This window comes from Oxynema mangrovii CENA135, assembly GCF_016632315.1.
Lineage (GTDB): Bacteria > Cyanobacteriota > Cyanobacteriia > Cyanobacteriales > Laspinemataceae > Oxynema > Oxynema aestuarii.
Genome location: NZ_JAEOXH010000001.1, coordinates 1,734,544 through 1,755,883, shown reverse-complemented (window position 1 = coordinate 1,755,883; position 21,340 = coordinate 1,734,544). Strand labels below are relative to the sequence as shown.

At 50.4% G+C, this 21,340-nt stretch carries 13 protein-coding genes and 1 tRNA gene; 13 read left to right on the top strand and 1 reads right to left on the bottom strand.

Annotation, left to right across the window (positions count from 1 at the left end; translation table 11 throughout):
- Positions 1-521: 521 nt before the first annotated feature.
- The 4 genes from JJD41_RS06945 (at position 522) to JJD41_RS06930 (ending at position 2,147) form a co-directional block, all read left to right on the top strand.
- Entirely contained in the window at positions 522-686 is a 165-nt protein-coding gene (locus JJD41_RS06945) for a hypothetical protein (RefSeq protein ID WP_200665288.1), read from the top strand.
- A 102-nt stretch (positions 687-788) separates the two neighbouring features.
- Positions 789-980 carry a hypothetical protein gene (locus tag JJD41_RS06940; RefSeq protein ID WP_200665287.1) on the top strand — a complete coding sequence of 64 codons (192 nt, stop codon included), beginning with the start codon at positions 789-791 and terminating at the stop codon, positions 978-980.
- Positions 981-1,335: 355 nt separating this feature from the next.
- On the top strand, positions 1,336-1,650 hold the full coding sequence (locus JJD41_RS06935) for a carbon dioxide-concentrating mechanism protein CcmK (protein WP_200665286.1): 315 nt from the start codon (positions 1,336-1,338) through the stop codon (positions 1,648-1,650).
- 152 nt (positions 1,651-1,802) lie between these two features.
- A complete protein-coding gene (locus tag JJD41_RS06930; RefSeq protein ID WP_200665285.1) occupies positions 1,803-2,147 on the top strand; it encodes a carbon dioxide-concentrating mechanism protein CcmK in 345 nt (114 codons plus the stop codon).
- Between the two features lie 72 nt (positions 2,148-2,219).
- On the opposite strand, the gene JJD41_RS06925 is transcribed toward JJD41_RS06930, so the two are convergent.
- Entirely contained in the window at positions 2,220-4,379 is a 2,160-nt protein-coding gene (locus JJD41_RS06925; protein ID WP_200665284.1) for a Tex family protein, read from the bottom strand.
- On the opposite strand from JJD41_RS06925, the gene JJD41_RS06920 reads away from it, so the two are divergent.
- The 9 genes from JJD41_RS06920 (at position 4,378) to JJD41_RS06880 (ending at position 21,306) form a co-directional block, all read left to right on the top strand.
- The gene (locus JJD41_RS06920) at positions 4,378-4,593 is read left to right on the top strand and encodes a hypothetical protein (protein WP_200665283.1); all 216 of its coding nucleotides are present in this window, start codon (positions 4,378-4,380) and stop codon (positions 4,591-4,593) included. The genes JJD41_RS06925 and JJD41_RS06920 overlap by 2 nt on opposite strands.
- 244 nt (positions 4,594-4,837) lie before the next feature.
- Entirely contained in the window at positions 4,838-6,202 is a 1,365-nt protein-coding gene (locus JJD41_RS06915) for an NAD-dependent succinate-semialdehyde dehydrogenase (protein ID WP_200665282.1), read from the top strand.
- Positions 6,203-6,302: 100 nt separating this feature from the next.
- A complete protein-coding gene (locus tag JJD41_RS06910; RefSeq protein ID WP_200667124.1) occupies positions 6,303-7,940 on the top strand; it encodes an acetolactate synthase large subunit in 1,638 nt (545 codons plus the stop codon).
- 127 nt (positions 7,941-8,067) lie between these two features.
- Positions 8,068-8,850, top strand: a complete 783-nt coding sequence (gene xth / locus JJD41_RS06905) for an exodeoxyribonuclease III (protein ID WP_200665281.1) — start codon at positions 8,068-8,070, stop codon at positions 8,848-8,850.
- Positions 8,851-9,451: 601 nt separating this feature from the next.
- A complete protein-coding gene (locus JJD41_RS06900) occupies positions 9,452-10,336 on the top strand; it encodes an SDR family oxidoreductase (protein ID WP_200665280.1) in 885 nt (294 codons plus the stop codon).
- Positions 10,337-11,694: 1,358 nt separating this feature from the next.
- Positions 11,695-17,865, top strand: coding sequence for a hypothetical protein (locus JJD41_RS06895; RefSeq protein ID WP_200665279.1), 6,171 nt, complete (start codon positions 11,695-11,697; stop codon positions 17,863-17,865).
- A gap of 666 nt (positions 17,866-18,531) precedes the next feature.
- Positions 18,532-20,055 (top strand): pre-peptidase C-terminal domain-containing protein, encoded by a 1,524-nt coding sequence (locus tag JJD41_RS06890; RefSeq protein WP_200665278.1) that lies wholly within the window; start codon positions 18,532-18,534, stop codon positions 20,053-20,055.
- A gap of 147 nt (positions 20,056-20,202) precedes the next feature.
- A tRNA-Gly gene (locus JJD41_RS06885) sits at positions 20,203-20,274 on the top strand.
- Positions 20,275-20,484: 210 nt separating this feature from the next.
- Entirely contained in the window at positions 20,485-21,306 is an 822-nt protein-coding gene (locus JJD41_RS06880) for a tetratricopeptide repeat protein (protein ID WP_200665277.1), read from the top strand.
- Positions 21,307-21,340 lie beyond the last annotated feature (34 nt).

The following is a 21,340-nucleotide window of genomic DNA, read 5'->3' as shown; positions in this document are numbered from 1 at the left end:
TAGCAACTTTTTACTCGGTCGAGTCTCCAAAAATCTTAAGAAATCACAATAAATCGGTCGGCTTCCGGGGCGCTTGCGCAGGGAATCCGCAGGGAAAAGGGGTGAATCCTCGGCGATCGCCCCGGACGATCGGGTTTGGGTGAAGTCCCCTCGTTGGGTTCTCTGGGAACCTTCCTGTCAAGGGGCGGATTGCCGATCGCTCCCTCGGACTGTTCGGGGTGGAGCTGCAAAGATCGGGACTGTTTTGACAGAATTGTGGCATTTTTTAAATAGCAATTCTGACGAGGCGATCGCCTAACAAAATAAAGTTATTTTTCGAATTTTATCGGTTTGACTCGACCGGAGATAAAGTCTGAATTAAATCTGTTTAATGGAGTGATATATTCAGGCAACAAAAGCCATTTAAAGTCTATTTTTTAGGCAATTTAGATCTATTTAAGATTGTCGTGTCGATTTTCATAGATCGATCAAAAAAGGTTTGTTTTTTAAAATCTTATTTTTTTAGTGAAGAGTTGTAAAAAATGGACAGCTTGTTTCTCTTCGTCCATCCCGTTTCGATCGCCAATTTAGACCCCGGCGACAGCGCGATCGCCGCCGAAACTCACGACCGTGCAAACCTCAGCGAAACTCGGGGCGATCGCCTCGGGTCGTGCCGGAAAATTTCAAAAAAAGTAATAATTATTTAGATAATTTTACGGAAAGACAAGCAAAAATAATGTTAACCTGGAAAGGCTTATCATTATTCTTGTCTCGAACCGAAAAATTGATGCCATTGGAGTATAAATACTATGTCAGATGAAATCATTAACGTCAAACCTTCAACCCGAAATCATAAAGGGTTTTTCGTGCAGCACGCCGCCTACAAACTGATCGAGATTGACAAATCCGGTTGGGCTTTGATTTGCCTAGACGATGCAGTTTGTCACTACGTCGATCCCGACAGCCTCCAAATGCAACACCGTCCCACGGATAATTCGTAATCGAGTTCGTAACGCCTACAGACTTTGACGAACGACTTCAAAGCGGTGCGATTTTTGTTTAAATCGCCTCGAAACTGGCTTGACTTTTCTTAAAATTCATTCAAAATTTGCTCGGTTTTAGTGGTTTTCTCGGCGGGGGATTGTAGAGAGTTCCCCCAATTGAGGCTCCAGTCAAATTCCCAGGAAAGCCTGGAGTTAGCGATTTTCTCTATTGTCCTCTTTGGGCGGCGACGATCGCCGATTCACGATCGCCCCATGCGGTAATGTTTCCATCAAATGACCGAAATTAGTTCAAATGGTCTAAAAGCCTCGTACAATTAACGAAACTGCGATCGATAATCTTGAGGAGTTACGGATGCCTGCTGCGGTTGGAGTAATTGAAACTTTAGGGTTTCCGGCTGTACTAGCTGCAGCCGATGCGATGGTCAAAGGAGGACGAGTGACCCTCGTCTATTTTGACAAAGCAGAAAGAGGTAACTTTGTCGTTGCCATTCGCGGACCGATTTCAGAAGTTAAACCTGCTGTCGAGGTGGGATTGGAAGCCGCAGAAAAGACCTTCGGTGGTCAAGTCATGTCCTATTACATCGTCCCGAATCCACCGCAGAATATCGTCAGCGTCTTACCCATCGAGTATACCGAAGCCGTAGAAGAATGGCGATCGGTGTGGTGACGAGTCGGACGCAACGGCGAGGGTGGAACGATTCAGGATCGAAGATCGGCAGCAGAAACGATCGCTTCTTCTCGTCCAAAGCGTAGAAAAGCTGCGTAAAATTGGGTTTGGAATTTTTATCGTTTGATTGAGTAAGGCAGGAGAGTTTGAGAATGCCAGCACAACAAGCAGTTGGATCGATTGAAACAAAAGGTTTTCCAGGGATTTTAGCCGCCGCCGACGCTATGGTCAAAGCTGGCAGAGTCACCTTGGTGGGTTATATCCGGGTCGGTAGCGCGCGATTTAACATTAATATTCGGGGGGATGTCTCGGAAGTGAAAACCGCGATGGAAGCGGGAATCGCGGCGGTGGAAACTGCTTATGGGGCGACTTTAGAATCTTGGGTGATCATTCCCCGTCCTCACGAGAACGTCGTCGCCGTGTTACCGATCGATTATTCCCCGGCAGTGGAAGAGTTCCGTCAGGCCGTCGATGGCTTGAGATTGCCGTCATCGTAACGAAGGGTTCGCAAGGAACCCAAAACTCCTGTGGTGCGGGCATTTTGCCCGCCTGGAAGGAGGGGAGTTGATTTATGCGCGATCGCGCGATCGCATCGACAAACCAATCCGCTTTAACTGTTCGTTGACATCCAACACCCGCACCTTGACCACTTGTCCGACCTTGACAATCTCCTTCGGATCGTTGACAAAACGATCCGCCAGTTGGGAAATGTGGACTAACCCATCTTGATGAACGCCGATATCGACAAAAGCGCCGAAATTGGTCACGTTCGTGACAATTCCTTCGAGTTCCATTCCCGGACGCAGGTCGGAAATCTCGTTAATGCCTTCTTTAAAGGTGGCATACTTGAACTCGGCGCGGGGGTCGCGTCCGGGTTTTTCTAATTCTTTGAGAATGTCGCGCAAGGTGGGTAAGCCGACCCGATCGCTCGTATATTTTTGCAACTGCACTGATTTGAGGCGATCGCCCGCTTTGGCAATTTCGGTTAAAGGGATGCCTAAATCCCCCGCGATCGCCTCGACCACCGCATAACTTTCCGGGTGAACCGCCGTATTATCTAACGGATTGTCCCCGCCACGAATTCGCAAAAACCCCGCCGCTTGCTCGAAGGTTTTCGGACCGAGTTTCGCCACTTTTAATAACTGCTTGCGCCGTTTAAACGCTCCATTTTCATTGCGATAGGCGATAATATTTTTGGCGATCGTCGGCGTCAAACCGGACACGAAGCCGAGCAATTCCTTCGACGCCGTATTCAAATCCACCCCGACATAGTTGACGCAACTTTCTACGGTGTCGTCTAACTTTTTCTTGAGTAACTTTTGGTCTACGTCGTGCTGATATTGTCCGACGCCGATCGATTTCGGATCGATTTTCACCAATTCCGCGAGGGGGTCTTGCAAGCGGCGACCGATGCTAATCGCCCCGCGAACGGTGAGGTCTAAATCGGGGAATTCGTCGCGGGCGACCTCGCTGGCGGAGTAGATCGACGCGCCGGATTCGTTGACCATGACTTTAATCGGTGGATGGTTACAAGTTTTGAGAACGTCGCCGACAAAACTGTCGGTTTCCCGTCCGGCGGTGCCGTTACCGATCGCGATCAACTCGATTTTATACTGGGCAATTAAACGAGAAATCGTTTTCGCCGCTTCGATTTTTTGGCGATCGCCCGTATGGGGAAAAATCGTCTGATATTCGAGGAATTGTCCGGTTTCGTCCAAAACCGAGACCTTGCACCCGGTTCTAAACCCCGGATCGATCGCCAGAGTCGGTTTCATTCCCGCCGGGGCGGACAGCAACAGTTCGCGCAAGTTGGCTTCAAAGGTTTCGATCGATTCGATATCGGCCCATTCTTTTTTGAGCGATCGCACCTCGGAGGTCAGGGAATTTTGCATCAAACGCTTGAACCCATCTTGAATCAATTCGCGATAAAAATTGCGAATTTCGGGAACTTTCGTGCGAATTTCTCGCGATTCTAAATAATTTAAAACTTCGGCTTCGTCGAAGTCCAGGGTTAAATTAATAATTCCTTCTTTTTCCCCTCGGAATAAAGCTAGTAAATTATGAGGGGCAATCTCGCGAACGGGCGCCGAAAATTGGCGATACATTTCATATTTTGTCGTTCCTTCGGGATGGTCGTCTTTAATCCGCGACGCGAAGACGCCTTGTTTTAAAAAATAATCCCGCAGGTAGGCGCGCGATTCGGCTCGTTCGGCGATTTCTTCGGCTAAAATATCGGCGGCTCCTTTTAAGGCATCTTCGACGGTTTCGACGCCTTTTTCCGGATCGAGATAGCGGGCGGCTTCGGGGGCTAAAGCGGCGGTGGCTTTACTGAGATTGAGTTGTTTAATCCAGTCGGCGAGGGGTTCTAAACCGCGTTCCCGGGCGATCGTGGCGCGAGTCCGGCGCTTGGGTTTGTAGGGAAGGTAGAGGTCTTCGAGTTCGTTTTTTTGCTGACAGGCTTCAATTTTGGCTTGCAGTTCTTCGGTGAGTTTTCCCGCTTGGGCGATCGTTTCTAAGATCGCTTGTTTGCGGTCTTCGAGTTCGGTGAGATAGTCGTAACGTTCGCTAATATGGCGCAGTTGTGTTTCGTCTAAGGATCCGGTTCGTTCTTTACGATAACGGGCGACAAAGGGAATGGTGGCCCCTTCGGCGAATAGGGTTAAAGCGTTTTCGACTTGAGTGGGTTTGACGGCGAGTTCGTCGGCAATAATACGGGCGAGATCGAGCATGAGATCGTTGATGGGGGCTAAGTTGGCAACGATCGCCTATTTTATCGTTTTGTCGGTTCGCCGAGGGGAACCGATCGCCCCGGACAAGCGGCAGGAGAAAGATCCGGGCGTTGGTAAAGGATCTCGGAATGAGCATTTAGAGGCGATCGTTGCGAGTCCCGATTCCCCACTCCCGACTCTCCACTCTCCCCATTGCCGACTCAACATTTCATGACAAAAAATCTCGAAATTTAACCTTTAAACTGTTGCAAATTTGACAAAATGACAACAAGGGGGATTGTGGATTGCACGAGCGATCGCCATCATTGAGACCGTCCTTGTTTGTTTGAGGAGAACATTGAGGTAAATTAGGAGATTTTATGCAGTTTGGGGGATGGAAAAGGGGCGCTTTGGATCGACAAAGCAGGCGATCGCGACGTGGGAAAGACCTCGGTTTTGTGTTTTAGGAGAATTCGATCGTGACTATTGCAACGATTAATCCGGCAACGGGAGAAACGGTCAAAAGGTTTGAGGCGATCGCCGATGCGGAAATTGAGGCTAAATTAGCCAAAGCTCAACAGACGTTTGAATCTTATCGTCGCATTCCGTTCGCGCAAAAAGCGCAGTGGCTGAATGCGGCAGCGGATTTATTGGAGGGACAAGCCGCCGACTGGGCCAAGTTGATGACCCTGGAAATGGGCAAACCGATTCAAGGGGCGATCGCGGAAGCCAAAAAATGCGCCTGGGTCTGCCGCTACTACGCCGAACAGGCGCCGCATTTTCTCGCCGATGTTGCCGTCGAAACCGATGCCAGTCGCAGTTTTGTCCGCTACCAACCGTTAGGGGCAATTCTGGCGGTGATGCCGTGGAATTTCCCCTTTTGGCAAGTGTTCCGCTTTGCGGCCCCGGCGTTGATGGCGGGGAATGTCGGCTTACTCAAACACGCCTCTAACGTGCCACAGTGTGCTTTAGCGATCGCCGATATTTTCCGAGACGCCGGATTTCCCGACGGCGCCTTTCAAACCTTATTGGTCGGTTCCGATAAAGTCGCCCAAATTGTCGCCGACGATCGCATCAAAGCGGCGACACTGACGGGTAGCGAGTTTGCCGGGGCCAGTTTGGCCGCCACGGCGGGCAAAGCGATCAAAAAAACGGTTTTAGAATTGGGAGGCAGCGATCCGTTTATCGTTCTCGACAGTGCCGACGTGGAAAGTGCGATCGCTACGGCAGTGACTGCGCGGATGCTCAACAACGGACAATCGTGCATTGCCGCCAAACGCTTCATCCTCGCCGAGGCGATCGCCGATCGCTTCGAGCAAGGCTTAATTGAAAAATTCCAATCCTTAAAAATTGGCGATCCGATGGACGCCACCACCGACGTCGGCCCCCTGGCCACCCCCGACATCCTCGCCGAACTCGACCATCAGGTGCAACAAAGTGTCCAAAAAGGCGCCCGCGCCCTCGTCGGCGGCGCCCCCTTAGACCGTCCGGGCAACTTCTATCCCCCGACGATTTTGAGCGACATTCCCATCGGGACTCCCGCTTACGAAGAGGAATTTTTCGGTCCGGTCGCCCTGTTATTCCGGGTGGCAGGAATCGACGAAGCGATTAAACTGGCCAACAGTACGCCCTTTGGCTTGGGGGCCAGCGCCTGGACCGCCGACGACGCCGAACGCGATCGCCTGATCGAGGAATTGCAAGCCGGATGCGTCTTTATCAACGGATTGGTCAAATCCGACCCCCGCCTCCCCTTTGGCGGGATCAAACGTTCCGGTTACGGACGAGAACTCAGCGTCGAAGGAATTCGCGAATTTGTCAATATAAAAACAGTTTGGGTCAAATAACGCGCGATCGCCCGTCTCGCCTGCGGAACAAACGTGAGAAAAGGCGATCTTCTCCTAACAAGTCACGATCGATACTACAAGGTAAGCCACTATGGGTGAAATGAATACAGCCGAACTCTTGGTCAGTTGTTTGGAAAACGAAGGCGTCCGCTACGTGTTCGGACTTCCCGGTGAAGAAAATCTAGAAGTGTTGCGCGCCTTAAGCAACTCTTCGATTCAATTTATCACCACCCGTCACGAACAAGGCGCCGCCTTCATGGCCGACGTTTACGGACGCCTGACCGGGAAAGCCGGAGTCTGCCTCTCGACCCTCGGGCCCGGGGCGACCAACTTGATGACTGGGGTCGCCGATGCCAATCTCGACGGCGCGCCCTTGGTCGCGATTACGGGACAAGTCGGTACCGACCGGATGCATATCGAATCTCACCAATATTTAGACTTGGTGGCGATGTTCTCCCCCGTTACCAAATGGAACGCCCAAATCGTGCGTCCCAGCATTACCCCGGAAATCGTCCGCAAAGCCTTCAAACGGTCGCAAACCGAGAAACCGGGGGCGGTACATATCGACGTTCCCGAAAATATTGCCGCCATGCCCGCCGTGGGACATCCTCTCACGATTGACAAACAAGAGAAAAGTTATGCGTCCTATCAAGGCTTGAACGAAGCCGCCGCCGCTATTTCCCGGGCGACGAATCCTTTGATTTTAGTCGGCAATGGGGCGATTCGCGCCCACGCCGCCGCCGCCTTAACTGAATTTGCGACGCGCCTGCAAATTCCCGTCGCCAACACGTTTATGGGGAAAGGGGTGATTCCGTATACCCATCCCCTGTCCCTGTGGACCGCCGGACTGCAACAACGGGATTATATTAGTTGTGCTTTCGACCATACGGATTTGGTGATTGCCGTCGGTTACGACTTGATCGAGTATTCGCCGAAAAAATGGAATCCGGAAGGGAAAATTCCGATTATTCACATCGGCGCCGCCCAGGCGGAAATTGACAGCAGTTATATTCCGATTGTGGAAGTGGTCGGCGATATTTCCGATTCTCTCATGGAAATTTTGCATCGGTGCGATCGCCACGGCAAGCCCCAACCCCAAGCCTGCGAACTGCGTAACGATATCCGGGCGGATTACGAACAGTACGCCGACGATAACGAATATCCGATCAAACCGCAGAAGTTGATTTACGACTTGCGCCAAGTGATGGCGCCGGAAGATATTTTGATTTCCGATGTCGGGGCGCATAAAATGTGGATCGCCCGTCATTACCACTGCGAACGTCCGAATACCTGTTTGATTTCTAACGGGTTTGCGGCGATGGGGATTGCGATTCCCGGGGCGATCGCCGCTAAATTAGTCTATCCCGATCGCAAGGTAATTGCGGCCACGGGAGACGGCGGTTTTATGATGAACTGCCAAGAACTCGAAACCGCTTTGCGCGTCGGAACGGCCTTCGTGACGGTGATCTTCAACGATTGCGGTTACGGTTTGATCGAGTGGAAGCAACACAATCACTATGGCGAGTCGGCTTTTGTTAAATTTGGCAATCCCGATTTTGTCAAATTAGCCGAAAGTATGGGGTTGAAAGGCTATCGCGTCGAATCGACCGCCGATCTCGTTCCGACGTTGAAAGAAGCCCTCGAACAAGACGTCCCCGCCGTGATCGATTGTCCGGTAGATTATCGCGAAAACATCAAGTTCACCCAAAAAGCAGGCGGTTTGACTTGTCCTATTTAGGAACTGCCCGAGGAGATGGGATTTCCTGTTTCTAGATAGCTTCGGTGGCTTCAGTGGATGGCGGGCCGGATGCCCGCCCCACAGGCTTTCTGGTAAGATGCGAAATCTCTATCTATCCTGAATTTCGATGAAAATCGCCACTTGGAATGTCAATTCTATTCGCACTCGCGCCGAACAGGTGACGAACTGGTTGCAAGCGAACCCCGTGGATGTTCTTTGCTTGCAAGAAACGAAGGTCGTCGATCGAGATTTTCCCCGATCGCCTTTCGAGGACTTGGGCTATCATTTATATATTTCCGGCCAAAAGTCTTATAATGGGGTCGCTTTATTCAGTCAAACGCCGATGTCCGACGTGGCGATCGGGTTTTCCTCACTTTTAGGCGATGCCGTTGCCGAGTTCGATCTCCAAAAACGGGCGATCGCCGCGACCTTAGAAGATGTCCGCATCGTCAATCTCTACGTTCCTAACGGGTCTGCCGTCGGTAGCGACAAGTATGAGTATAAATTGCAGTGGTTGCAAGTCCTCCACGACTATCTGAAGGCCACGGGCGATCGGACCGATAAAATTTGTATCTGCGGCGATTTTAACATCGCTCCCGACGATCGCGATGTCTACCGCGATACGAAAGATACGGATATTATGGCGTCTCCGGCGGAACGCGAAGCCCTCCAAACCCAGATCCTCGATTTAGGATTTATCGATATTTTCCGTAAATTCCACGAGGACGGCGGTCATTATAGCTGGTGGGACTATCGCCGAGGCGGTTTCGCTAACAATCGCGGCTGGCGGATCGACCATCATTATCTCACACCTGCTCTGAGCGATCGCGCCCGCCGTTGCGAGATCGATATTGCCCCGCGCCGACTGGAAAGACCGAGCGATCATACGCCAGTTGTTTTAGAATTGTAGATGAGCATTCTAGATGAAAATTGTAGACCGGGGCGGCGCGATCGGTTGAGTTGAATTCCATCTTAATTCCGAACAAAATCGAGGAACATTTGGTAATTTCGCTCGCACTGCTTGCAGACTGGTATCAGCCGTGGAAAATTGAAAAATTAGAGGGCTTTATACCATTTTTGTAAAACCTCGCTCTCTCTCATTATTTCTGAAAAATGGTATAATTTAGAGACTGTCGATCGAGAAAACATCAAAAAATCCTGTAGGGGTTTGGTTACCAAACCCTTCCTGAGTCAATTTAAACCATTTTTCCATTGGTAAGTAAGTAGATCGATCTTCCTACTAATTTGCGATCGCCTCAGTAAATTCAAACCAGAAATTTGCTCTTCTTTCCTATTCCAATTTCCAATGATTTTAGGCAATTTTAGCCTAAGTCTTGAAAGATTAACTCAGACTTCGTTCGGATGGCGATCGCAACCCTCAATTCACCGACCCTCGCGCCAATATCCGGAGGGGCGATCGGTCAATTCCCAAGGCTTTTGCTAAATTGTAGTTGAAAATCGGGCATCCCCTGCCCCTTTGACAAACAACAACTGCAAAAGGAGTTTAACGAATGTACTTAGTGACAGGTGCCACAGGCGGACTGGGACGGCGTATCGTGCGAGTGCTGAGAGAACGAGACCAAAACGTGAGAACATTCGTGCGTTTAACTTCCCGTTACGGCGAACTAGAGAACCGAGGCGCAGATATATTCATCGGCGATTTAACCGAAGAACGGGATATCCACAAAGCCACCCAAGGCGTCGATTATATCATCAGCGCCCACGGGTCGAACGAAGCCAGTGGCGGCGCCCAAGCCTTGGATTATCGGGCGAATATCGAGTTGATCGATTGCGCGAAAGCCTGTGGAGTCAAGCATTTCGTGTTTATTTCCGTCTTGGGGTGCGATCGCGGCTACGAAGATTCCCCCGTCTTCAAAGCCAAGCGAGAAGTCGAGAAATACCTGCAAAATAGTGGTTTGAATTATACCATTTTGCGTCCCTCCGGTTTTGCCTCCAACTTGTTACCCCTCGCCGAACGAGTGAAAGAAACCGGGATTTACTTGAGTGTGGGAGACATGAAAAATCGCACGTCTCCCGTCAGTACGGACGATTTAGCCAAAATAGCCGTCGATTCAGTCACCCTACAAGCGGCGAGCGATCGAATCTTTGCCGTCGGCGGTCCCGAAGTGCTATCTCGCGGCGAACTCCCGCGCATTTTTGGCCGCATTTTCAATCGCGAACCCTTCGTAATCAATCCGCCGTTAACGGTGTTCGACGGCGTTCGCGGTATTTTAGGATTTGTCAATCCCGATTTACAAAAGTCCCTCGGAACTTTGCGCGTGTTATTGGCGAATGAGTTTTTCTGCACCCCAGAGGAAATCGAACGGTTAGAAAGCACGTTCGATTTCAAGTTGGAGACCCTGGAAAGTTTCGTCCGCCGCTATCTGGGTGCATAGGCGATCTGGTTTCAATCTATCTATGTAGGGTGGGTCAAATACCCACCCTAGGGGGAGCTACTTTCCGCAAGACCTCAGTAAACATCAATGCGAAAACCGTGAGGGTGCCCGTCCCGAACGAACCCAGTGGCGCCACCGATATAACAAAAAAGTTGAGGTTTCATCGTCAATTGTACGGGGGCGCCGGAGTAACAAGAGAGAGTTTCGGTAAGTATCCCACGGAGTAGAGTAAAGATTCCTAACTTCCAGAGCGATCGATTATTTCACGTAATTTAACAATTTTTACCCAAAATTTAGAATAAATTTCCGTAAAATCCCTGTTTCTGGAGACATTTTCGAGCATTTTACTCCAAAACTTCATTAAAGTTAGAGTTTTACTCTCATTTAGAATCAGTAAAATCCCCAGAAGCGCTACCAACTTTACAAGAACTTTAAATAAAAAATTTCTGGGAAAGTAAAAACAGTGGTATATTAATTCTCACCGTAGAATTACGGAGCCAGAGCCAGTCAACTCAAATTGCTTGTCGGACACGCTTCGTGGGTGCCACAAGTCCCAGCCAGCCGAATCAAAGAGGAGAGTTGCACTCTTACCGTCTAAAAATTGAAGACATTGAATAAGGTTACTTGTGGAGTTTGAGATCGACTCAAACTTTAGGAAGCCTGACCGGAACTCACTGTTTTATGACATTGAGCAGGGGATTTTTATGGAGAGGATCCCTAGATTGTGCTAAGGGCGATCGAAGTTCAGACCCATTAAGATCGATTAATTTTTGGGATTGCAAGACCGAAGTGCATAAAACAGACGACGCTTTACCAATAAATCCATAAAGACCCTCAAGGGAGGAACCCAACCCACGAGAATCGCCCATAACCTGCGATCGAAACGATCCCCCTAAATCCCCCTTAATAAGGGGGACTTAAAAAGCCACTCCGGTTCCCCCCTTCCCAAGGGGGGCTAGGGGGGATCCAACCAAGCAAATTCTCGGACAGATCCCCCTAAATCCCCCTTAATAAGGGGGACTTAAAAAGCCCTTCCGGTTCCCCCCTTTTGAAGGGGGGCTAGGGGGGATCCAACCAACTCAATATCGAAAAGATCCCCCTAAATTCCCCTTAATAAGGGGGACTTGCAAAGCCCTTCCAGTTCCCCCCTTTTGAAGGGGGGCTAGGGGGGATCCAACCAACTCAATATCGAAAAGATCCCCCTAAATTCCCCTTAATAAGGGGGACTTGCAAAGCCCTTCCAGTTCCCCCCTTTTGAAGGGGGGCTAGGGGGGATCCAAACCACATCGACCACAAACCCCTTCCGGTCCCCCCCATATTTGGGGGGCTAGGGGGGATAAAACCAAGAGGACCAAACCATGTCGAACAACATCACCAACCAACCTTACGCAACCGTACTAGACGAATCCCTGGAAAACGTCCAAAGCATCTTAACTGAATTCGCCAAAAGTGAAGAATTTCTGCAAAAGATTTCAACCGCTTTTGGCAATGCCTATGATGCCAATCAATTAGCGGGAATCCAGCAGCAGTGGAGTAACGGGGATTTTGCCTCACTTCCCCAAATCGAAATCCTCACCGGCAGCCAACTCGGTGGCGCCAATGCTGCTTATGCCGGGTCAAATAATACGATTTATTTTTCTCAAGATTTTCTCAGTCAGTATATGGAGAATCTGGGGGCAGTTAATAGTGTGTTCTTGGAAGAAATCGGGCATTATGTCGATTGGCAGATTAATGATGAGGATACCCCAGGGGATGAAGGGGAATATTTTTCTAATTTGGTGCAAGGGTTTGAGTTGAGTCCGTCTCAGGTTCAGGCTTTGCAGAGTGAGGATGATTCAGTTGTTTTGAATTTGAGTGATAGCCTTGTTCAAGTAGACAAGTCAGAAGCATCAATATCCATTAAATACATTGATTTATTTCTGGGGAACGGTCATCTTTACTTAGTATTTAAAGATAGTAATGGAAAAGAATATGTAATTCGTGGTGGACCAGAGAGTCAAGGTAATATTTTGACTGATCAATTTGTTTTTATAGATTCTGGTTTTGGAACGATTAAGACTGAATCTGGTAAGCCGATGGAAAGCTCCGTAGAGAGGACTAATGATGTAAAAGGAACTAAAGAAATTAATCTTAATGGTAGAAATGCTTCCTCAGTATGGGAAATAATGAAACAACAAGCAGAATTAATCGATTCAGCAAATCTTAATTATCATAATAGAATTATAGGTGATTACCAAAATAGCAACTCAGTGATTTCTTCTGTTTTACATTCGGTAGGACTTGATAACCTTGCCAATCTACCAACGTTGAATGTTTCTAAATTTCCTGGCATTGAAAACCGCCTTGCCTTTAACAGGAGTTTATCGGGAACAAATGTAGCAGATATAATTTGGGGGCATACTGGTAATGATACTTTATCAGGTGGATCGGGGAATGATAATTTAAAAGGTTGGGGAGGTAATGATAGTTTAGTAGGAGGAGAAAATGATGATTACCTAGAAGGAGGTTCAGGTAACGACACTTATTATGGTGGCGAAGGTAATGATTTTGCTGACGATGATGGTGGGAATGGTATTCTGTGGTCAGGGGATGATTACTTTGAAGGTGGTTCAGGTAATGACACTTTCTATGCTGCTGATGGAAATGATATCGCTTATGGTGGTGGAGATGACGATTTTATCCGAGGTGAAAACGGACGAGATACTATCTACGGTGGCAGTGGTAATGATAACGTTGGAGGTGGTTATCGCAAAGATTCAGATTGGTTTGATGGTCCCATTGAGGAGAATGGTCCTAATTCAGGAGAAGCCAGTTTTAGCATAGCTGGTATTAGTTTAAATGCAGAAGCAAGTACTACATTTCCAGTTGACATCACGAGCAATAGTACCAAAACAATTGTTGCTGAAGCCAATACCACTACATTACAAGAAGAAGATGGTGACGACTTAATTTATGGTGAAGCCGGTGACGATAGCATTGCCGGAGATGAGGGCAATGATGAAATTTATGGTGGTAATGACAACGATTTAATTTTAGGTGGAACTGGTAACGACCAAATTTCCGGTGGCAACGACAACGATGTAATCTTTGGCAACGAAGATAACGACAGTATCCAAGGTGATGCAGGAGATGACAGCATCCAAGGAAACCTCGGACAAGACAACATTTCCGGTGGCGACAACGAAGACACCATCCAAGGAAACGAAGGAAATGACAATATTTCCGGGGATAATGGCGAAGACTTAATCTTTGGCAACACAGGCGATGACCAAATTTCCGGTGGCAACGGCAACGACGTAATATTCGGCAACGAGGATAACGACAATATCCAAGGTGATGCGGGCAACGACAACATCCAAGGCAACCTCGGACAAGACATCATCTCCGGTGGCGACAACGAAGACACCATCCAAGGAAACGAAAGTAACGACATCATCTCCGGTGACAATGGCCATGACCTCATCTCAGGCAACACAGGCGATGACCAAATTTCCGGTGGCAACGGCAACGACGTAATCTTTGGCAACGAAGATAACGACAGTATCCAAGGTGATGCAGGTAACGACAGCATCCAAGGCAACCTCGGACAAGACAACATTTCCGGTGGCGATGACCACGACACCATCCAAGGCAACGAAGGAAATGACATCATCTCCGGCGACAACGGCAACGACAACATCCAAGGCAACGCCGGAAACGACAACATCACCGGAAACGCCGACCAAGACTACATCGAAGGCAACGACGGCGACGACTCCATCCAAGGAAACGACGGCCTAGACACCATTTCTGGCGGCAACCACCAAGACACCATCTCCGGTGGCAACCACGAAGACCAAATCTTTGGCGACGCAGGAGACGACAGCATCACCGGCGACTCTGGCAACGACTACATCTCTGGTGGCGACAACAATGATCGCATCTATGGCAACCTTGGCAACGACAGCATCCAAGGAGACAACGGTCAAGACTACATCCAAGGCAACGAAGACCAAGACACCATCTCTGGTGGCAACGACAACGACATCATCGAAGGCAACGACGGCAACGACCATATCCAAGGAGATAGCGGAGACGACAGCATCACCGGAAATGCCGACCAAGACATCATCCAAGGCAACCAAGGCAACGACAAAATCTATGGCAACGACGGCCTAGACACCATTTCCGGTGGCAGCGAAAACGACACCATCTCCGGTGGCGACCACAACGACTACATCCAAGGAGACTCAGGGGACGACAACATTACTGGCGACAACGGCAACGACAGCATCCAAGGCAACGAAGACAACGACATCATCCAAGGCAACGACGGCCTAGACACCATCTCCGGTGGCAGCGAAAACGACATCATCTCCGGTGGCAACGACATCGACTATATCTATGGAGACTCAGGAGACGACAGCATCACTGGCGACAACGGCGATGACATCATCTCTGGTGGCGCCGACAACGACAAAATTTATGGCAACCTTGGCAACGACAGCATCCAAGGCAACGACGGCAACGACCAAATCCAAGGCAACGACGGCCTAGACACCGTTCGCGGCGGCGCCGGAGACGACCTCATCAACGGTAACGAAGGTCAAGACCTCCTCTATGGTGACGAAGACAACGACATCATGGCCGGAGATGCCGGAGAAGACACCCTCCACGGCGGCGCCGGAAACGACCAAATGAACGGCAACGGCGACAACGACACCCTCTATGGGGAAGATGGGAACGATGCAATGGCCGGTGATGACGGTCAAGACCTCCTAGAAGGAGGCGCCGGAGACGACCTAATGAACGGCAACGAAGGCCAAGACCGACTCTATGGCGATGGCGACGATGACACCATGTCCGGGGACAACGGCGAAGACCTCCTCTATGGTGGCGACGGCAACGACCAAATGAGTGGCGGCAACGACAACGACCAACTCTATGGCCAAGACGGACACGACATCATGGCCGGAGACAACGGCGAAGACCTCCTCTATGGCGGCAACGGCAACGACCAAATGAGTGGCGGCAACGACAACGACCTCCTCTATGGCGAAAACGGCGACGACCAAATGACCGGAGACGATGGCGAAGACCTCCTCTATGGCGGCGCCGGAAACGACTCCCAAGACGGCGGTCAAGGTCGCGACTTCCTCTATGGCGAAGGCGACAACGACTCCATGCGGGGTGGCAGTGACGACGACACCCTCTACGGACACGCCGGAGACGACGAACTCTACGGCGATGATGGCAACGACTCCCTCGTGGGTGGCGCCGGGGCCGACTTCCAAGATGGCGGCGCCGGAGACGACACCATCTCCTACTACAACTCCCCCGAAGCCATCTATATGCACCTGCAACCAGGACGGGGACTCGGCGGTGATGCGGAAGGCGACGTAGTTCGCAACGTCGAAAACGTCGAAGGTTCCGAACATAACGACACCCTCATCGGCGACAATGGCGCCAACGTCCTCAGTGGCTTAGGGGGCGACGATACCCTCGATGGCAAAGCCGGAGAAGACTCCCTCCTCGGTGGCTTCGGCAACGACTATCTCGACGGACGCCAAGATAATGACTTACTCCTCGGTGACGAAGGCAACGACAGCATCCAGGGACGGTCTGGGGACGACACCCTCGACGGCGGGGACGGCGAAGATATCCTCGATGGCAGTTCCGGGGATGACTCGATTCTCGGTGGTGGAGGCAACGATCGCATTAGTGCGGGTTCTCACAACGATCGCGTCTGGGGAGAAGCTGGAAACGACCTCATCGATGCAGGGGCGGGCAACGACTATATCGAAGGGGGTACGGAAAATGACACCCTCTACGGTCACTCCGGTGACGACACTCTCCTCGGCGGTCAACAAAACGATTTGCTTGTCGCCCACACTGGAAACGACCTCCTCCACGGCGGTCAAGGACAAGATACCCTCTACGCCGATAAAGATAATAACGTCCTCTTCGGCGGACGCGATGACGATTACCTATACAGTGGTACTGGAAGCGATACATTCATGCTCGGCGTTGGCTTTGGGGTTGAATATATCTATAACTTTGACTTCGCCAAAGACAATTTCGGCTTTATCGGCGACTTACGCTTCGATCAACTCACTTTCAGCCCCGGTGAAAACGAATTCGTCAGCGATACCCTGATTCACTATGCCCTAAGCGGAGAACTCCTCGCCGTTCTCAAAGGAAGTCCGAGTTTCTTCCAACCCGATCTTCCTCAAATTCCGCCCATTCCCCAAATCAACCTCCCAGTTTCGACGCCGCAAACCGATCGCCCGAATAACGGTAACGCCAACGGCAACTCGAACCGACCCAACCCGCAAACAGACACTAACTCACTAACTAACCTTCCGGAGATCGAAATTCCGATCGCGATCGCCTCTCCCGAGACGGAAGACCTCTCCGAAACCGTCAGTCCTACGGTCACTCCGACCGATCCGGCGTCCACGCCGACCGTCGAACCGACTGCCCAACCTAGCACCCCGGCGGAACCGACGCCGACCCCAGTCGCCGAGATGCCCGACCCGGAACCGGAGGCAAATATCGCCGAGAGTGAAGCGGTAGAAACGCCATCCCCATCGCCGTCTCAACCTGCTGTTGAGGAAAACCCCTCTACTCCTAGCGGGGAGGCGATCGCCGAAACTCCGACCATCTCACAACCCGAAAGTTCCCCGGGGATGCCATCGACCCAAACCCCGGAACCCGTCACCGAAACTCCCGGCGAAACGGTCATTCTCCCTTTGGAAGATCTCACCCCGGTTACACCGCCTCCCGCCGAACGTCCGAGTTCTCCACAAGAGGGAAGCGAACCGATCGCCGAAACTCCCGTAGAACCCGCAGTCGAAGAACCGCAACCGGAACCGCAACCGGAACCGCAACCGGAACCCCCAGTCGAAGAACCGCAACCGGAACCGCAACCGGAACCGCAACCGGAACCGCAACCAGAACCGCAACCGGAACCGCAACCAGAACCGCAACCGGAACCGCAACCAGAACCGGATCCCCCGGTCAACCTGACGGGCGGTTCTGGCGAGGACGACTTCACAGGCGGTAGTGGCGATGATAGTTTAAGCGGTAATTCGGGGAGCGATCGCCTCTCCGGTGAAGCCGGAAATGACCTACTCGTAGGGGATACGGGAGATGACACGATCGCGGGAGGCGATGGCGACGATACCCTGACCGGAGGCAATAACAACGATCTCCTCGACGGAGATGCAGGTCGTGACTTCCTCGATGGCGGCGCCAATAACGATACCCTCACTGGCGGGTGGGGCGACGACACCCTGATTGGCGGTCAAGGGAAAGACTGGTTCGTGCTTTCTCCCGACATGGGAACCGATGCGATCGTCGATTTCACCGTCAACGGTGGTACCCGCGATACTTTGGTCTTGACGGAGGGACTCACTTACGAAGCCCTGGCGATCGCCCAAATTGGCGAAAATACGGCAATTCGGATCGCGGAAACGGACGAACTATTGGCCGTTCTCAACGGTGTTGACGCCAGCGCGATCGATGCTTCTGTATTCACGATTCTGTAACTCGATCGACTAACTAGCTCAAGTTAAAAAAAGGAGGGCGTACCGACGGGTGTCCTCCTTTCTTTTTGTCCAGTTATAAATAATTATTGAGTTGATTTAACTTTTGCGATCGCCCGTCGGATCTTTTCTCAACTCGTTTGTAAAATAGAAGCAAAATCTATCAAGCTCTCGGTTTTTTCTAAAAAACGCCACCGAGAGTCATTACAAGGTAGTTCAATCAAAATCCTCTTAACAAACTTGAAAAAAAGGTTGGGTTAAATTCAAGGATGCGGTTAAAACCTTAAAAGTTCGTGAAATTACAACGATAGCTTTTCCAAAATCCGCGATCTATCAAGATTCAAACGGGTATTTTTAGGTCTTCTGGATTTGAGGTAAATATCTAATTTAACGATCGGCCACAACCAGCGACAGTAGGGGCGAACGGCCATTCGCGCCTATCCAACTTTGGGATTCGAGCCGACAAATTTCACGATCGTTCCAGAAGACCCGATTTCTTCGGAAGCTTCACCCAATGGAGAATTGCTATAAACCTTGAAGGATTTTCAGCATTTAAACTTAGCCATTAAAACTCCTAGAGTTCACCTTTCTTGAAGCTCCGATTTGTCTGTCCAATGTTCTAATTTGATTCCGGTCATCGTCCTTATTCTTCAATTAGGAGAAACAGCCATGACAGGCACCCGATTTACAGGAAACATTCAAGATCCCGTTATCCCCTTTCTCTTCGATATTCCCGGAACGGCGATCGACTTGCAACGTCCCCTAATCGTCACCTTATATCCGAATGCCAATCTCGACGTTCAACTCGATTTATTAGGTAATGGTGCTTCTCTTGTCGGCGGTCCGATTAACACTGCTATCGGAGGTACGCCGGAAACTACGACCAATGGCGTCCAACCCGGCGTCAGCTATCGGGCCGTCGTACAAACTGCCGCCGTACCCGTCCCGGCGACAGCGACAACCGGGCCATTTCTCCTCGAAATTAACTCGGAAAATGCAGCGAATAACGTCGCTGCAACTGCACCGCAATTGGGTAATTTAACCCCCCAAAGCATTAACGGCTTTGTCGGTCGCAGCGATATCAACGATTGGTATAACTTCCGCTTGCCGAGTGCGGGAACAGTGAGCCTGAGACTGTCGGGATTGCAAGATAATGCCGATTTAGAATTATACGAAGCCAACGGCACCACGTTGATTTTGCGATCGCAAAATGGCGGAACCAGCGACGAAGCCCTTGAAAATGTCAATCTGGCGACGGGCAACTACTTAGTTAAAGTAAGTGCTAACGATACCACCGCCAACTTACCCGACGGCGGGCGGGCGTCCACTCCTTATACATTAAACCTGATTCCCGGGGGAGCAGTTCCGGGAACCACGGTCACCTTAAGCGCCAGTGGAACGCCCAGCGAAGCCGGAGGCGGGCTGGGAACCTTTACCCTCTCTCGCGGAAGCCAAACCACGGGCGATCTCACAGTAAATCTTACCTTTGGCGGTACGGCAACCTTTGGCGGTGCCACCAGTGACTACGGCGTCATCGGTGCCAACTTCGCCCCGACGGGAACGGGAACGGTGACGATCCCCAACGGTCAAAGTGTAGTCAATTTCACGGTCAGCCCGGTGGATGACGCCCTCAACGATCCCAACGAAACGATCGCCGTCTCTTTGAATCCAGGGACGGGGTATAACGTAGGAACGCCGAATAGCGCCAGTTTGACGATCGCCGATAACGACGGTGGCGGAACCGATCCGGTCACGGGATTGAGAGTGTACCGTTTTTACAACACCGTCACCGGAACTCACTTTTATACTGCCGACGAAAACGAGCGGAACTTCGTTCGAGATAATTTAATTAGCTACAACTACGAAGGCCCTTCCTTTGAAGCGGCACCTGCGGGAACGCCGAATACAGCCCCCGTCTTCCGCTTCTTCAACACCCAAGTGGGAACCCACTTCTATACGATCGATCCGAACGAGGCCAATTTCGTGCGAACTAACTTGATGGCGTTCCGCGATGAAGGCATCGCCTACAACGCCTACGTGCAACCTGCCCCCGGTAGCGATCCGTTATATCGTTTCTTCAATACGTTTACTGGGGCGCACTTCTACACGCCGTCCGCCGTCGAACGTGACGTCGTCAGCAATACCCTACCTTTCTACCGCTATGAGGGGGTCGGTTATTATGTCGATGTCTAATTCAGTGTAAGTCGGTTTGAGCGATCGCCCCCGTTAAAATCCTCGCCCCCCTCTAGACAAAACCGGGGGCGATCGCTATATAATTAGCTTCTAGCCTGTTGTTGCAACCTGCAAGAAACTCGTTAAAAGTTGTAACAATTGCTTGACGCGGGCGTAGTTCAGTGGTAGAACGTCAGCTTCCCAAGCTGAATGTCGTCGGTTCGAGTCCGATCGCCCGCTTTTTTCCAAAAATTCGACTTGAAGAGGCGATCGCCCGTATCCCCCGGTAGTCTGTACGGAAATCGGACAAATCCAGAGGGAAAACCGCCGATCGCCTTCCGGCAATCTCCCATTAAAATACGGATGGGGAAGCGCATTCGCCCCATCTTGGTTAAGTATGGGTTAAAATCGCATTTCCCGAATCATCTATTTATCGGAAAATAGCCGGACATGGGATATTCCATAGAGGTTTACGACCATAACTTCGAGGAAGAAGTTCTAGCCAAATCTTACGAAACACCGATTATTGTAGACTTTTTTGCCACGTGGTGCGGTCCGTGTCAAATGCTCAAACCGATCCTAGAGAACGTGGCGAAAGAATACGATTGCATCGTCGCCAAAGTCAATGTCGAAGAAAACCAATATTTAGCGCAAGCCTTTAAAATCGAAGGTATTCCCGACGTTAAAGTCATCAAAGAAGGTAAAGTCATCGATAGTTTTGTCGGCGTACTTCCTAACGACCAGTTAGCGGAATTTTTGGCAAAATGCAATATTTCCTCACGAATTGACGAACGAGTAGCGGCGATTAAAACAAATATTGCCGCCGGGGAATTAGAGCAAGCCGAACAACAATGGCGATCGCTGCTTCAAGACTATCCCGAAAATCCCAAATTAGCGATCGCGGCGGCTAAATTTTTCATTGGTATCGATCGCCTCGAAGACGCCGAAGCCGTTATCTCCAAACTTGACGAATTCGATAAAAATTACGAAGCCCAACTGAAAGCCATTCGTTCCTTAATTTATTTTAGGAAAGAAGCCATTCATCCGAGCGGCGATCGCGAAATTGACCGTCAATTTTCCCAAGCCGCAGCCTTAACCTTAGAAGGACAGTACGAACAAGCTTTAAAGCTGTTTATCGATATCGTCGAAACCGATCGCACCTACAAAGATGACGGCGCCCGAAAAGGGGCGATCGCCATCTTCGATCTTTTAGGAAACGACCATCCCTTAACCAAAGAATATCGCAAAAAATTAATGTTAGCCTTGTATTGAATCTTCTGATTCACTTCTTCTGAGTAGTTTTCAG

Bases quoted from the DNA above. Each gene is read 5' to 3' on its own strand.
- JJD41_RS06945 (WP_200665288.1), top strand. From the start codon at position 522: ATGGACAGCTTGTTTCTCTTCGTCCATCCCGTTTCGATCGCCAATTTA.
- JJD41_RS06940 (WP_200665287.1), top strand. From the start codon at position 789: ATGTCAGATGAAATCATTAACGTCAAACCTTCAACCCGAAATCATAAA.
- JJD41_RS06935 (WP_200665286.1), top strand. From the start codon at position 1,336: ATGCCTGCTGCGGTTGGAGTAATTGAAACTTTAGGGTTTCCGGCTGTA.
- JJD41_RS06930 (WP_200665285.1), top strand. From the start codon at position 1,803: ATGCCAGCACAACAAGCAGTTGGATCGATTGAAACAAAAGGTTTTCCA.
- JJD41_RS06920 (WP_200665283.1), top strand. From the start codon at position 4,378: ATGAGATCGTTGATGGGGGCTAAGTTGGCAACGATCGCCTATTTTATC.
- JJD41_RS06925 (WP_200665284.1), bottom strand. From the start codon at position 4,379: ATGCTCGATCTCGCCCGTATTATTGCCGACGAACTCGCCGTCAAACCC.
- JJD41_RS06910 (WP_200667124.1), top strand. From the start codon at position 6,303: ATGAATACAGCCGAACTCTTGGTCAGTTGTTTGGAAAACGAAGGCGTC.
- xth (WP_200665281.1), top strand. From the start codon at position 8,068: ATGAAAATCGCCACTTGGAATGTCAATTCTATTCGCACTCGCGCCGAA.
- JJD41_RS06900 (WP_200665280.1), top strand. From the start codon at position 9,452: ATGTACTTAGTGACAGGTGCCACAGGCGGACTGGGACGGCGTATCGTG.
- JJD41_RS06895 (WP_200665279.1), top strand. From the start codon at position 11,695: ATGTCGAACAACATCACCAACCAACCTTACGCAACCGTACTAGACGAA.
- JJD41_RS06890 (WP_200665278.1), top strand. From the start codon at position 18,532: ATGACAGGCACCCGATTTACAGGAAACATTCAAGATCCCGTTATCCCC.
- JJD41_RS06880 (WP_200665277.1), top strand. From the start codon at position 20,485: ATGGGATATTCCATAGAGGTTTACGACCATAACTTCGAGGAAGAAGTT.